Source organism: Saprospiraceae bacterium (assembly GCA_016710235.1).
GTDB lineage: Bacteria > Bacteroidota > Bacteroidia > Chitinophagales > Saprospiraceae > Vicinibacter.
The window spans coordinates 2,480,899-2,494,547 of sequence record JADJLG010000001.1 but is presented as its reverse complement, the minus strand read 5'-3'; the positions used below and the strand labels follow the sequence as shown (position 1 = coordinate 2,494,547).

Genomic DNA, 13,649 nt, shown 5'->3' with positions numbered 1-13,649 from the left:
TGAATTGACTTATCTTTGGGACATAAAACAACCGAACAAGTGACTGCTATATTTATTTTTCTCTTTTTGTATATCATACTTTGTCTCAGTCTTTCATGGGTTTTTCCAAAAGCAGGAGTTGAGGCGAGCAAAGCATGGATTCCCGGTATAAATTTCGTCGAATGGTGTAAAATTATAGGCAGAAAACCATCTCATGCTCTATGGCTATTATTTCCTATCGTGAATATTTTCATATTCACAGGAATGTGCATCGACCTGGTCAGATCTTTTGGGATGATGAGATTTTGGCACAGCACACTGGCAGTGATTTTGCCTCCTGTTATATTTTATATGATCGGAAAAAATGATTCAATAAAATACATTGAACCAGGATATACTGCTGAAAAAAATTATCACAACCAATTACATGATGCAATTAAAGCGAAGGATGAAAATAGAATCAATAAATTAAAATCAACAAGCGCATATGCGAAAAATAGTATGCGAGAATGGTTGGAGTCTATCATTTTTGCTGTGTTCGCAGCTGCCTTTATCAGAATGTTCTTAATCGAAGCATTTGTGATACCTACTTCATCCATGGAAGGCAGTTTGAAAGTAGGTGACTTTCTCTTTGTAAGCAAGGCTCATTATGGTATCAGGATGCCAATGACTGTAGCTATGGTACCTTTATTGCATAATACTATTCCTATCTTGGGTACAGAATCATATTTGAGCAAACCTAGTTTACCTTATAAAAGGTTACCTGCACTGTCTCCTATCAAGCGCAATGATCCATTTGTTTTTAATTGGCCGGCAGGTGATAGCGTTTATGTCACGCCAAAAAGGAGTTGGGCAGCGTTTCAAGTTCAACAGCAACCCGAAGCTAGGCGTGAGGTTGCAGGACAGAAATTGGTTGTCAGACCTCTTGACAAAAAGGATCACTATATCAAACGTTGTGTTGCAATGCCAGGAGATAGCCTGCAGATCATTGACAATCAGGTTTTCATCAATGGGGTAGCCTCAGCTAATCCCAGACATTTGCAGTTTGTATATTTTGTAAAATCTCCATTTCCTCTCCCATTAAAAAAACTCGATGAATGGGGTGTGAGCTTGAAAGAATCGGACCCAAATCGGGGTATCTATGCTTTAGATGAGGATCAGGTCGGTAGAATAAAAGCAATTGATCCTCAAATTCAGGTCGAAAGGTATCAACCTTTGGACCATCAATTATTCCCCTACGATACAGCGCATTTTAACAACTGGACAATTGCGAATTATGGGCCAATCTGGATGCCACAAAAAGGAGTTACGATCCCAATAAATTTGTCAAATATTGCATTATATACACGTGTGATTGGAACATATGAAGGCAATAAGTTGGAGATAAAAAATGGTCAAATATTCATCAATGATCAGGTAGCTGATTCTTATACATTTAAACAAAGCTATTATTGGGCAATGGGTGACAACAGACACAACTCTGAAGATTCCAGATACTGGGGTTTTGTACCGGAAGACCATATTGTCGGAAAACCGATACTGATCTGGTTTAGTTTAAAGAATGCTACTCTCCGGGATGGTATTAATTGGAATAGAATATTCAGATCACCGAACAAAGTAGATTAATCCGTTCTGAATTAAATCTATGCTGAGAATTTGTATAAAATTTTGGTTCTTAATTGGATTCCTGGTGTCAGGTTTTGAACCTAATATGGCTCAATTACCTATAACAGAAATTTATCGAATACGGATCAATAACATAGAAGACAGTTCATGGAATTTTGATCAAATTCTACTTCTGTCGGGTAACAATCCCGGTGCGTATAACAATCAGGTGTACCCTTTGTCCGCTGATCACTTTCTCGCTACAGTTCAATTACGTGGTTCAGACCAAACGGATATTTATGAATTTGATCTGGATGAATCATCCATAAGAAATTTAAGCAATTCAGCACATTCTGAATATTCACCAAGACTTCATCCTCAGATCAAAGACCTAATCACTGTGGTGAGAGTTCCAGAAGCTGATACAATCACGCAATCATTGGTTGGTATTAACAGGATTAATCAGAACAAACCTATTGATTTATTAAGCCATCACGGCAAAATTGGTTACTACAGATTTTTTAGTGAAAAAAAATGGGTATGTTTTATAGTAGATGAAAGCAATCTACTTGCCTTTTGCAATGAAGACAATGAGGTGAGAAAGATGTTTGCATCCCATATAGGTAGAAGTTTTGAAGTCAAGAATGGAATGATTTACTTTGTTCATAAAATTCTCGATTCTAAATGGAAATTAAAAAAATATGACCCAATCACTGAACGGGCGGAAATATTGGCTGATATGCCATTTGGTACAGAAGATTTTTACCTGACAAACACCAATCAGATTATATGCGGTAATGGACAAACATTTTTTCTATTAAATCCCGCAGAACATAGATGGGTAAAAACACTCAGCCTACCCTATCCCCAGATAAAACAAATTAATCGGATTGCAGGATTTGGGGATTACTTGTTTTTTGTAAATGTATTAGAATAGTAATGATCCAGATTAAGGATCAATTGGGATTTGATATAACGTTCAATCCATCTGCTCAACGAATAGTGAGTTTAGTACCTTCCTTAACATCGCTTTGTTGTGATCTTGGACTTGGAAATGGAATTATTGGGAAGACGAGATATTGCCCTAATGATCCCAGATTATCCAAGGAATGTAAAGAGATTGGAGGTACAAAAAAATTTGACATTCAAGCCATACTTGAGTTGAGGCCTGATTTGATTATTGCAAACAAAGAAGAGAATCCAAAAGATGCCATTGTTGAACTCAAAGAATATTTTAATGTATATATCAGTGAGATCAAAAATCTATCGGACAATCAACGTACAATTTCTGATATTTCCAAGATTACGGACAGTCAGAATTTAGGAAATCGGATCAATGATCGGATTCAACAGGAAATGAAGTTTTACCAAAACCTAAATTCTAACAATTCAAAATATCGCATTTGTTATTTAATTTGGAAAAATCCAATTATGAGTGTTGGAGGTGATACATTTATACATAGTATGATAGAAGCAGCAGGTTGGATCAATGTTTGCTCCGATATGTTGAGATACCCTGCTCTGACTCTTGAAGAAATCGCCCAAAAAGATCCCGATATACTCTTGCTTTCAGATGAACCATATCCTTTTGCATCAAAAGACCAGGCATACTTCCCCTTCCCCAGTGTACTGGTAGATGCAAAGGCATTTTCATGGTATGGAAGTAAAATAATTAGTAGCTTTGATTACTTTTTTTCGTTAAGAAATCAAATAAAGGAAAGTTTATGATGCGACGACACACAATACTGGGAGCACTATTGGTTATTTGTTTTAGCTTATCAAAAGCACAAAGGATAGCTCACCAGTATATTATCGAAAGAAGAGCAGAATCAAGCATCAGTTTTGGCAAGGATGAAAATGCCGTAAATAATTATAAAGTACTTGGAACAATTCAATTAGGGAACACTGAATTAGATTTGATTGAGTTTCCTAAAAATCTTCAATCTTCAGATGAGATTCGCCTATTGGCTCAATCTCCAAATATCCTCGGATTCCAAATCAACAGTACGCTAACTTCCAGGTCATGCAATCCCAATGATCCTCTGTTTGCTACACAGTGGTCCATGGAAAAAATCGGAGCAAATGAAGTGTGGTGCTTCGGAAATTCGGGACTCTCCCCAGAAGGAGATACAATAGCTATCGGTGTCGTGGACTTAGGTTTTAATATAAATGAAGATGATTTGTTCTTGAACTTATTTCACAACTATGGTGAAATACCTGACAATATGAAAGATGATGACGCAAATGGGTATGTAGATGATTATACAGGATACAGTGCCAGAGCCGGTATTGGTGATGATCACCCCATCATGTCACATGGAACCCAAGTTTTGTCTACGATCGGTGCGCGGGGCGACAACAAGGTCAAACTCACAGGAGTAATGCAAAAGGTCAAATTGGTTCCTTGCTCTGCAAATACTTCATTTGATATGATGGATTGTTATGTCTATTTTATGCAACTCAGAAAGCAATACATGAGGAGTAATGGAAAAAGGGAGGTTTTGTCGTAGGAACTAATATTTCTGTTGGAATACCTGATGCATTTCCGACAGAATATTCATTATTGTGTGGGATTTATGATTCAGTAGGAATCAACGGAATACTCAATTCCTGTGCGACAATCAATGACCCATATGACATAGCCGTCGCCGGTGATATTCCCGGACTTTGTCCCAGTCCATATTTGATAACGGTGACAAACACGAATTCTCAAGATAGAAAAGTGACGGCTGCCGGGTACAACAAGGTACATGTAGATATGGGTGCACCGGGTGAAGATATTCCAGGGATCAATTCCAGTGGAAATGTAGAACCTGTATCGGGTTGTTCTTTTTCAAGTCCTCATGTAACAGCAACCGTAGGATTGCTTTATCAGTTTTGTCCTAAATTGACGACACTCGCCAAGACTCAACCTGATTCCGCAGCCAGATTAGTGAGAAAGCTGATTGAAACATGCTCAGATAAACTCGTGGATCTCACAGGTATTACAGCAACAGGCTCCCGGCTGAATGTCTATAAAGCTTTCAATTGTTTGATGGAATATTGTGGTGTCACGAGTCCAGAAAGGATTGCTGAGCTACACTATACTTTAAGTCAGGGAAAGCTACAAGTGGATTACCATCCAACCAGAATAGAAGCTGCAGATGTTGGGATATTCAATGTAACAGGGCAGGTGGTATTAAAATCAATCATACCTGCAAATCCCAATGGGGCCAGTAATATAATTTTGGATATCAGCTACCTGCCCCAAGGACTCTACATTTTCACTTTGAATGACAGTGACGGTAAGAAAAGCATAAAATTTATAAAAATCTAAAAGGTTCAGGTTGAATTGTAAAAAAAGTGTATCTTTGCGCTCTGAATTTTGAAACTAAGAGGCTCCGTAGCTCAATTGAATAGAGCACCTGACTACGGATCAGGAGGTTTCAGGTTTGAATCCTGACGGAGTCACAAATTTTAATCAGAAGTAAACGAAACAGGAGATATGTCTAAAGTATGCGATTTAACAGGCACAAAGCCACTTTATGGCAACAATGTCTCGCACTCAAACCGCAAGACGAGAAGGAGATTTAATCCAAATCTTCAAAAGAAAAAGTTTTTCATACCGGAGACGGGAGAATGGCTTGAGCTGAAAGTAACAGCAAAGGCAATTCGCACCATAGACAAGTTAGGTCTATTTGCTTATATGAAAAAATTAGACAAAAAAGCAGGTTTCTAAATATAATCATATTTACCATGGCAAAGAAATCAAAAGGAAACAGACTCCAGATTATTTTGGAATGTACGGAGCACAAAGCTTCAGGTATGCCGGGAACTTCAAGGTATGTCACTGAAAAGAACAGAAAAAATACTCCGGATAGAATTGAACTAAAAAAGTACAATCCCATTTTAAAGAAATATACTGTTCACAAAGAAATTAAATAATCATGGCTAAAGTATCCAAGAACGCGAAGGTTGCACAACGTGCTGCAAATGCAGGTTCCGGTAGGGATTTTGTGAAGGTCATCAAACCCATCAAAGATCCAGTTACTGGAAAATATACATACAAAGAGTCCATTGTCCACAAAGACAAGGTTAAAGACTTCTTTGAACAATCGAAATAATATTTCAATATTATAAAAAATTCTCTAATGAGAAGTCAGTGAATCATGCTGGCTTCTCATTTTCATTTTAACCCAATTCTAAAATATGGGCTTTTTCGATAGATTTTTTAGTAAAGAAAAAGAGTCTGAATTAAACAAAGGTCTTGAAAAAACCAAGACCGGTTTTTTGGACAAGATCACTAAAGCAGTTGCCGGTAAAAGTACTATTGATGAAGAGATATTGGACGATCTTGAACAAATATTGGTAACGTCCGACGTTGGCTTGGATACCACCATCAAGATCATCGATCGCATAGAAGATCGCGTCGCCAAGGACAAATACTTGAACGCATCTGAATTGAGTGAGATTTTGAGAGATGAAATCACCCTACTCCTCTCAGAAAATAATACAGAAGATCTGGAAGATTATGATTGTGGCCCTACGCTACCTCATGTTATACTAGTAGTTGGTGTAAATGGTGTAGGAAAGACAACCAGTATAGGAAAATTGGCTTATCAATATTCTCTCAAGGGAAAGAAAGTGATGATCGCCGCCGGTGACACATTCCGTGCTGCTGCAGAAGATCAATTAAAAATTTGGTCCGAAAGAGTTGGTTGTGATTTTTTTACCAAAGGTATGGGTGCAGACCCTTCTGCTGTAGCATATGAAGCAACGCAATTAGCCATTCAAAACAAGACCGATGTACTGATCATTGATACTGCAGGAAGGTTACACACCAAAATCAACCTCATGACAGAGCTCTCAAAAATCCAAAGATCGATTGGAAAATCGATGCCCGGTGCACCACATGAAGTGTTGTTGATTCTGGATGCAACTACAGGGCAAAATGCAATCGAACAATGTCGCCAATTTACAAATACAGCTCATGTGACCGGACTCATCCTGACAAAACTAGACGGAACTGCAAAGGGCGGCGTGGCAATAGGTATTTCCGATCAATTTAAAATACCTATTAAATATATAGGTATAGGAGAAGGGATAGGACATCTGCAAGTGTTTAACAGAAGAGCATTTATCGATTCTTTGTTTGAAAAAGCAAACAGCAAAATTTAGCAGTAGTTTTTTTATATGTTTGCGTAACAAGAATTGAAATTCATGCATAAACATTTAAAACTATTTGCTTTAATAGCTCTATCTATAATCATTCTGGCAAATTCAGCCAACCCACCTGATGGTAGGACCGGCGCTGCTGGAGAGTCAACATGCATGGTAGGATGCCATATTCAAGGATCATCCGGCAATTTGGATGGTTCTGTATCCATTGGCGGCTTTCCTTCCACTATTAGCCCAGGTGCAAACTATACTTTAACTCTTACTATCAACAACTCAAGTGTTCCACTTTCTCTTGCAGAAAGAGGAGGCTTTCAACTTGTCATTTTGGATGCCAATGGCGCAAATGCAGGTACACTTAGTGGTGCTTCTTCTAGTTCCACTTTGACCTCCTCAGGGGGACGCACATATTGGGAGCATAATCCTGCAAAAAACTTCAGTGGTGGTCCTGCTGTATCATGGACAGTGAATTGGAAAGCTCCTTCAAGCGCCGGAGGAAATACTATTACAGCAACAACCTGTGCAATTATAGCTGATATACCATCAGGTAATTCTAATGATCTACAAGTCACCGATGAAGTTAGTGGAACATTGATGTCACTTCCACCGCTTACGGTAAATGTAACTTCATTTCAAAATTTGACCTGTGCCGGCTCTGCCGATGGTAGCATTACTGTATCCGCATCAGGTGGGACAGGGCCTTATAATTATGATTGGGCCCATGGTGCAAGCGGAGCAACTTTAACCGGACTTTCGGCAGGCACTTATCAAGTTACTGCAACAGATCAGGTCGGTGCCACAGGGATGGTGATCAAAACGATCACAGAGCCTACAGAGATACATATTAATTTAGTTAAACTTGTTCATGTCAATTGCTTAGGTGATGCTACGGGCGAAATCACTGTATCTGCTTCGGGAGGTACTGGAGCATTGAGTTATTCTTGGTCAAATGGAGCCACCGGAAGCACAATAAAGAAACTAGCCGCCGGAGTATATACTGTAACCGTGAAAGATTCAAAACAATGTTCACAACAAGCAGAATTTAATGTTTTGAGTCCTGATGTTAAGATGGATTTTGTTGTAGATTCTTTGATACCACCCACATGCCCGCTTCAAAAGGCAGGAAGGATACAGATTCATGCCATTACTGGAAATGATCCATATAAAATACGTTGGAGTAATGGAGACAGCACATTCAGGATAGATGATTTAGCAGCGGGGACCTACAAATTTACCATAACGGATGCAACGAATTGTACCCTTTTGAATGAAATTAAAATTACCGCCAAAGATAGTTTAGCACCAACCTTAAAACTTAAATCAACAAATGTCTATCTCTCATCTACAGGGAAAGCAAAACTGAATGGTGCTGATGTCATCCTACAAGCGAGTGACCAGTGTGATCCGGTAAACCTAATTTTTTCTTTAGACAGTTTTAAATGTACTGACTTGGGCAATAAAAAATTGATTGTAATCGCTCAGGACAGTTCTGGAAACTCAACTAAAGATTCTGTTGACATCAGAATATTAGATACGCTTTCTCCAATCATCCATTGCATTGCTGACTCTATTACATTGAATTGTCATGATTTGATTCCATTGCCAGTCATTACTGACAATTGTATAACAGATACATTTTGGACTACACCTGAAAATAAAATCAATGTACCTATACAGTTAGGACGACAAGAAATTCAATACTTCGCAAAAGATGCCTCGGGCAATCTTTCATCCTGCACTTCAGTGTTAACACTGCTCGAATCCATAACGGTGACTCTAGATTCAGTTAAAACCCGCGGCTGTGCTGAAAATGGCTGGGATGCATATCTTAATTTCGAATCTATCTATGATACATCATATTTCATTTTACTTATAGAAGGAGATACTACTGCAATAACGGGTGATTCAAAATGGACTCAAATACTTATTAAAGGCGATCTCAACTATCAGCTGCAAGATCCTATTGGATGCTATACCAACATCGACTCCATACTCTCCCCTGTCTCCCTCATGGATACCATAGCGTTTAAAAAGGAATATCCAAGTGACCCAAATGGTTCCAATGGCTCTTTGGAAACTAACATCTATGGTGGAACTCCACCATATACATTAGAATGGTTGGACATCAATCAAAAATTGCTTGGAACGGGATTTAGGTTCAGTCAAATCCAAGAAGGGATTTATTTACTGAGGGTAACTGATGCCATTGGTTGTCAAAAAATTTATGGACCCATTGAATTATTGACAGTGGCTTCAAAAGATCTTGTGATCGAGAAAGTAAAAATTTATCCAAATCCTGTCAATGAGATCTTATATATTGAATGCAGTAATCCTATTGAAAATGGATTCATGATTTTGGATCAGAATGGCGTTCGCCATAAAGTAGGACAGCTCAAAAAAGGTATAAATTCATTAGATATTTCTGATTTGAGAACAGGTATTTACTTCATTTCCATCTTATGTCAAGAAAAAAGGTATGTTCAGAGAATTGCAATTATTCATTAAGATTGATTTTTTGTCAAATCAATAAGATTAATTTAATTTTTGGAGTTCAAATCATATAGGAGTGGAATCCATTGTACGAAGCAAATTAAAAGTGGACGGGCCTAACAAGCTCAAGTCAAGATCATTCTCCAATGCTTTACGTTTTCCAATAATTTCTGCGTTATAGCTTTTCTGTTGCAAGATGTGTGTTTAGCTAGATCAGCAATTCTATCCCAAACTCATTTTAAGCCAAACATAGTGTAATTGCTGAAATTGACTCTCAATTTAAGCCACGGATTTCTACCAAAGATGAAAACCGGAAAGCAAAGTTTTAAAGACCTAACGTGGGAATTGGACAAATCCACAATAAGTAGAAATCGAGTGCCTTCCCCATTCTCAGCGAATGAAATTTATCTAAAATCCCCAGCTATTACCAATCGAGAAATGAATCCAGGTATCAGGATAAAATTATTGTAAAAACTTGATTAAATCTATTGACATTACAGACTCAACATCTGTATAATAGGTCTTTATATATTATACTTTATCTTAATATAAAATTATTTATTCTCAGAAGCAGCGTTTCGAAAGATTTGAGGTTCTTATAGAGGAATTCAGCGATAACAAGGGCAGAAAGACTGTTCTAAGAGAAAAATGCCTCATCTATTACATCCTTTAAGGAGTAATAGGTAAGGTAACCTCGAGTTCCCGGGACTCGGGGTATTTTTAAAAATGAATCATATCGATAAAATATATACTTACCTACTACTGTCTATAAAAACTATCCTGCAGAAGTGCAGGATAGTTTTTCAGTTTATTATACATTATAAAGTAATATTATATAAGGTGATTTAGAATGATTGGTCGGAATTTCGGCCTAACTTATCCATGATTTTTGGGACGTTCCCACTCATAAATCGTAGCTTTGCGAACTTTAAAAGAAACATGGATCGCAATACAATCATAGGTTTTATTTTAATTTTTGCAGTCATCATGGTCTGGAATCAGTTTTTTTTCCAACCAGAAATGGAAGCTGCCAAGATCAAACAGCATCAACAGGACTCCCTCAAAGCGTTGACCGAATCGATTCCAAATACAACTATTGATTCGAACTCTGCCAACCAAAACCGCAAGTCTGCTATAGCAGACAGCAGCTCAATTGACAGCAACAGCATTTCACAGACAAAAGAAGAAATCAGAACATTGTCAAATGATCTCGTGGCAATAGAATTGAGCTCAAAAGGCGCAGCCATTAAAAGCGTCAAGCTTTCGAAATATAACAGAATATTCAAAGACCAATCCGGACATGATCAAAAGGAAACCCTGATGATGATGAACGATAAGAAAAATGTGTTTGAGTACCTGATACCTGTACAAGGAAAAGTGATTTCAACAAAGGATCTAATATTCCAAATCCGGAAATCTTCTAATCAAGAAATTGAATTCGAAACTTCATTGTCTCCGGAATCCAAATTAGTATTGAGTTATTCTTTAAAAGAGGGTCATTATATTCTGGATCACCAGATCAAATTTGAAGGAAAAATTCCCGACTCCAGTATAGCTGTAATCTGGAACAATTATCTCAATCATCTGGAAGCCAACTCAAGCTATGAGAGAAATTACAGTTCAGTGTATTTTAAAGAAAAGGATCAGGATCCGGATTACTGCTCTTGTACAAAAGATGACAAAATTGCACTGCAAGGAAAGTCGGTACAGTGGATATCACATGTAAACCAATTTTTCAATTCCAGCATTATCAGTTCCGCTGATTTTGTAAATGCAGAAAACGAGACTGTGATGTTACCTCAGAATGCAGATAATTTGAAATTAATAAAAACGAAATTCGAAATACCTGCATCCCAATTTTCAGGAGGACAAACTAATTTGCAGTGGTACATCGGTCCAAATATTTATTCAAATCTAAAGAATGCTGCTCCGGATCTAGAATCTATAATACCTTATGGATGGAGTGTTTTCGGAACCATCAATCGATATGTCATTCGACCTCTGTTTTTGTTTTTGGAGAATTTCATCGGGAGTAAGGGTATTCTCATATTACTGATGACATTGATCGTCAAAATAGTCGTGTTTCCTTTAGGTTACAAAATGCTACAATCGCAGGCAAAGATGACTGCTTTGAAACCTGAGATTGACAAAATCAAAGCCAAGTATAAAGATGACATGCAGAAGCAGCAAATGGAAACGATGAAAATCTACAATGAATTCGGAGTGAATCCATTGGGTGGATGTTTTCCTTTGCTCTTGCAAATGCCAATATGGATTGCACTTTATCGATTTTTTCCCGCCACTATTGAATTCCGACAGGAATCATTCTTGTGGGCTACAGACCTTACTTCGTATGATGTCTTTGCAACATTACCATTTTCCATTCCTATGTTTGGAGCTACAGTGAGTTTATTTGCCTTTTTGTGGATGCTTTCGACTTTAGTATTTACATATTACTCATCAAAATCAATGGATTTTTCGTCAAATCCAGCGATGCTTTATATGCAATATCTGATGCCTGTAATGTTTTGGGTTATGTTCAACAAAACTGCAGCAGGATTGACTGTATACATGTTCTTTTCTAACTTACTCAATATCGCACAGACTATTTTAGGAAAAAACTTCTTGTTTGACACAGAAAAAATAAGGGCTAAGCTTGAATTGAATAAATCAAAGCCCAAAAAGCAAGGAGGATTCAGGGATAGATTTGAATCTTTGATGAAAGAACAGCAAAGAATTCAACAAGAAAAGTTGAAAAAGAAATAATATTTTTTCACACTTCAAGTCATTGATTATGCGATTTATTTTATTAGCTTGTGTTCCTCTGTTATTTTCTGCTTGCTGCAAAAAAATCAGTAAACCTACGGATCAAGACTCGCAAATAAGTACACCTCCGCCTGTAATTATACCACTGCCAAGATTTTCCCAAAACTTAACTGTCGCGGATACTACTCATCTGGGACAGGACAGCTTATTGATGTTAAGGAGAACCGCATGTTTCGGGATGTGTCCGACCTATGATTTGGTGATTTACCAAAACGGTCTGGTACACTTTCTCGGAAAAAATAATGTCGATCGCTTGGGATCATCATATTATGTGCTCAATGATCAAGTGTGGAATGAAATTAAAGCAGCTGCAGATAGTGCAAATTTTTTTAAGTTGAACCACACTTATCCGGAAGATCCAAAAATGTTTATACCTGACTTGAACAATACAATTATCATGATCAATGATGCAGGTATGAGAAATCAGGTAATGGATAACCATGGAGCTCCTGCGGCATTAAAAAAATTGGAAGTATTGGTTGATGATATCTTGCGCAAACTGAAACCAATTTACCCGGAAAACCGCTAGGAATTAAAACATGGGAACAAAACGCCAATGTGTGGGGGTCGTGGGTGCAGGAAGTTTTGGGACTACTGTCGCCACACTTTTGGCAGCAAATACAAATGTGCTGTTATTCTCTAGAAAGAAAGAGCTAGTTGATAAAGTAAATCTGACTCATGAACACTTAGGTGTTGTATTAAATCCGGCAATTCGCGCTACAAACTCTCTTGAAGAAATTTGTGCAGAATGCAGTTTGATTTTTCCTGTAGTTCCTTCAGAAAGCTTTCGAAAGACAATTCAAAGCATGTCACCATTATTGAAACCCTCTCATATACTGATTCATGGCACAAAGGGAATAGATGTGACAGGTTTTTCAATGGATGAACTTTTCGAGAAAGACATCTCCCGAAAAAATATCCACACGATGAGTGAAGTCATCAGGGAAGAGAGTTCGGTATTGAGAGTCGGATGTCTTGCCGGACCCAACCTATACAAAGAAATTTTGGAAGGACAGCCAACAGCATGTGTGATTGCCAGTGAATTTGATGAAGTCATTCATGCGGGACAAGAGGTGATGGCCAGTAAGCGATTTTTTGTATTTGGTTCATACGATATGATTGGCGCGGAAATGGCAGGGGCACTTAAAAATATCATAGCTTTGGGAGCAGGAATCCTCGCAGGTAAGGGATTAGGAAAAAACATTCAGGCTATGTTGATCACCAGAGGTTTGAGAGAAATGATCGAGATCGGAAAGGCTGTAGGTGCTACACACCGATCATTCTTAGGTACTGCAGGTATAGGTGATTTAATTGCAACTGCAACGAGCGACAAAAGTCGAAACTACAGTTTTGGGATGAGGCTGGGCTCAGGTGAAAAGAGAGAGGATATATTGAAGTCCGTTGACGAAGTTGTCGAAGGCGTGAGGACTGTCCGCATCGCACAATCACTCAGCAAATATTATCATCTTCGAACACCAATTGTGTCTATGATCTACAGTGTAGTATTTGACAATCTGAGCGTTGACAAAGCAATTCAGTTTCTCATGAGGTATCCTTTTCTGCCTGATGTTGATTTTATTTAATCGAAAAAAATT

13 protein-coding genes and 1 tRNA gene are annotated in these 13,649 nt (G+C 37.9%); all 14 read left to right on the top strand.

All coding sequences use genetic code 11. From position 1 onward, the window contains the following. Positions 1–39 precede the first annotated feature (39 nt). The 14 genes from lepB to IPI99_09970 all read left to right on the top strand — a co-directional run bounded on the left by lepB (position 40) and on the right by IPI99_09970 (position 13,637). Positions 40–1,605: a signal peptidase I gene (lepB, locus tag IPI99_10035; protein MBK7340854.1), complete on the top strand. Its 1,566-nt coding sequence runs from the start codon at positions 40–42 to the stop codon at positions 1,603–1,605. Positions 1,606–1,690: 85 nt separating this feature from the next. After that, positions 1,691–2,521 (top strand): hypothetical protein, encoded by an 831-nt coding sequence (locus tag IPI99_10030; protein ID MBK7340853.1) that lies wholly within the window; start codon positions 1,691–1,693, stop codon positions 2,519–2,521. A gap of 2 nt (positions 2,522–2,523) precedes the next feature. Beyond that, positions 2,524–3,312: an ABC transporter substrate-binding protein gene (locus IPI99_10025; GenBank protein ID MBK7340852.1), complete on the top strand. Its 789-nt coding sequence runs from the start codon at positions 2,524–2,526 to the stop codon at positions 3,310–3,312. Continuing rightward, positions 3,309–4,094, top strand: a complete 786-nt coding sequence (locus tag IPI99_10020; GenBank protein ID MBK7340851.1) for a hypothetical protein — start codon at positions 3,309–3,311, stop codon at positions 4,092–4,094. The genes IPI99_10025 and IPI99_10020 overlap by 4 nt, the downstream gene beginning before the upstream one ends. Positions 4,095–4,147: 53 nt before the next feature. Then, on the top strand, positions 4,148–4,900 hold the full coding sequence (locus IPI99_10015; protein MBK7340850.1) for a S8 family peptidase: 753 nt from the start codon (positions 4,148–4,150) through the stop codon (positions 4,898–4,900). A 60-nt stretch (positions 4,901–4,960) separates the two neighbouring features. Then, positions 4,961–5,034 (top strand) — tRNA-Arg (locus IPI99_10010). 34 nt (positions 5,035–5,068) lie between these two features. Then, positions 5,069–5,302 carry a 50S ribosomal protein L28 gene (rpmB, locus tag IPI99_10005; protein ID MBK7340849.1) on the top strand — a complete coding sequence of 78 codons (234 nt, stop codon included), beginning with the start codon at positions 5,069–5,071 and terminating at the stop codon, positions 5,300–5,302. 17 nt (positions 5,303–5,319) lie between these two features. Continuing rightward, a complete protein-coding gene (rpmG, locus tag IPI99_10000; protein ID MBK7340848.1) occupies positions 5,320–5,508 on the top strand; it encodes a 50S ribosomal protein L33 in 189 nt (62 codons plus the stop codon). Positions 5,509–5,510: 2 nt separating this feature from the next. Beyond that, positions 5,511–5,687, top strand: a complete 177-nt coding sequence (locus IPI99_09995; GenBank protein MBK7340847.1) for a DUF4295 family protein — start codon at positions 5,511–5,513, stop codon at positions 5,685–5,687. Positions 5,688–5,772: 85 nt separating this feature from the next. Continuing rightward, on the top strand, positions 5,773–6,741 hold the full coding sequence (ftsY, locus tag IPI99_09990; protein MBK7340846.1) for a signal recognition particle-docking protein FtsY: 969 nt from the start codon (positions 5,773–5,775) through the stop codon (positions 6,739–6,741). A gap of 42 nt (positions 6,742–6,783) precedes the next feature. Beyond that, a complete protein-coding gene (locus IPI99_09985; protein MBK7340845.1) occupies positions 6,784–9,243 on the top strand; it encodes a T9SS type A sorting domain-containing protein in 2,460 nt (819 codons plus the stop codon). 924 nt (positions 9,244–10,167) lie between these two features. Next, positions 10,168–11,994, top strand: a complete 1,827-nt coding sequence (gene yidC / locus IPI99_09980; protein ID MBK7340844.1) for a membrane protein insertase YidC — start codon at positions 10,168–10,170, stop codon at positions 11,992–11,994. Positions 11,995–12,022: 28 nt separating this feature from the next. Next, positions 12,023–12,583: a hypothetical protein gene (locus IPI99_09975; protein MBK7340843.1), complete on the top strand. Its 561-nt coding sequence runs from the start codon at positions 12,023–12,025 to the stop codon at positions 12,581–12,583. Positions 12,584–12,593: 10 nt separating this feature from the next. Further along, positions 12,594–13,637, top strand: a complete 1,044-nt coding sequence (locus tag IPI99_09970; protein MBK7340842.1) for an NAD(P)-dependent glycerol-3-phosphate dehydrogenase — start codon at positions 12,594–12,596, stop codon at positions 13,635–13,637. The last annotated feature ends 12 nt before the right edge of the window (positions 13,638–13,649 follow it).

What these genes read in the sequence shown, in the direction of transcription:
- IPI99_09975 (MBK7340843.1), top strand. Translation starts at nt 12,023, where the DNA reads ATGCGATTTATTTTATTAGCTTGTGTTCCTCTGTTATTTTCTGCTTGC.
- IPI99_10030 (MBK7340853.1), top strand. Translation starts at nt 1,691, where the DNA reads ATGGCTCAATTACCTATAACAGAAATTTATCGAATACGGATCAATAAC.
- ftsY (MBK7340846.1), top strand. Translation starts at nt 5,773, where the DNA reads ATGGGCTTTTTCGATAGATTTTTTAGTAAAGAAAAAGAGTCTGAATTA.
- rpmB (MBK7340849.1), top strand. Translation starts at nt 5,069, where the DNA reads ATGTCTAAAGTATGCGATTTAACAGGCACAAAGCCACTTTATGGCAAC.
- IPI99_10020 (MBK7340851.1), top strand. Translation starts at nt 3,309, where the DNA reads ATGATGCGACGACACACAATACTGGGAGCACTATTGGTTATTTGTTTT.
- rpmG (MBK7340848.1), top strand. Translation starts at nt 5,320, where the DNA reads ATGGCAAAGAAATCAAAAGGAAACAGACTCCAGATTATTTTGGAATGT.
- IPI99_09995 (MBK7340847.1), top strand. Translation starts at nt 5,511, where the DNA reads ATGGCTAAAGTATCCAAGAACGCGAAGGTTGCACAACGTGCTGCAAAT.
- IPI99_09985 (MBK7340845.1), top strand. Translation starts at nt 6,784, where the DNA reads ATGCATAAACATTTAAAACTATTTGCTTTAATAGCTCTATCTATAATC.
- yidC (MBK7340844.1), top strand. Translation starts at nt 10,168, where the DNA reads ATGGATCGCAATACAATCATAGGTTTTATTTTAATTTTTGCAGTCATC.
- IPI99_10025 (MBK7340852.1), top strand. Translation starts at nt 2,524, where the DNA reads ATGATCCAGATTAAGGATCAATTGGGATTTGATATAACGTTCAATCCA.
- IPI99_09970 (MBK7340842.1), top strand. Translation starts at nt 12,594, where the DNA reads ATGGGAACAAAACGCCAATGTGTGGGGGTCGTGGGTGCAGGAAGTTTT.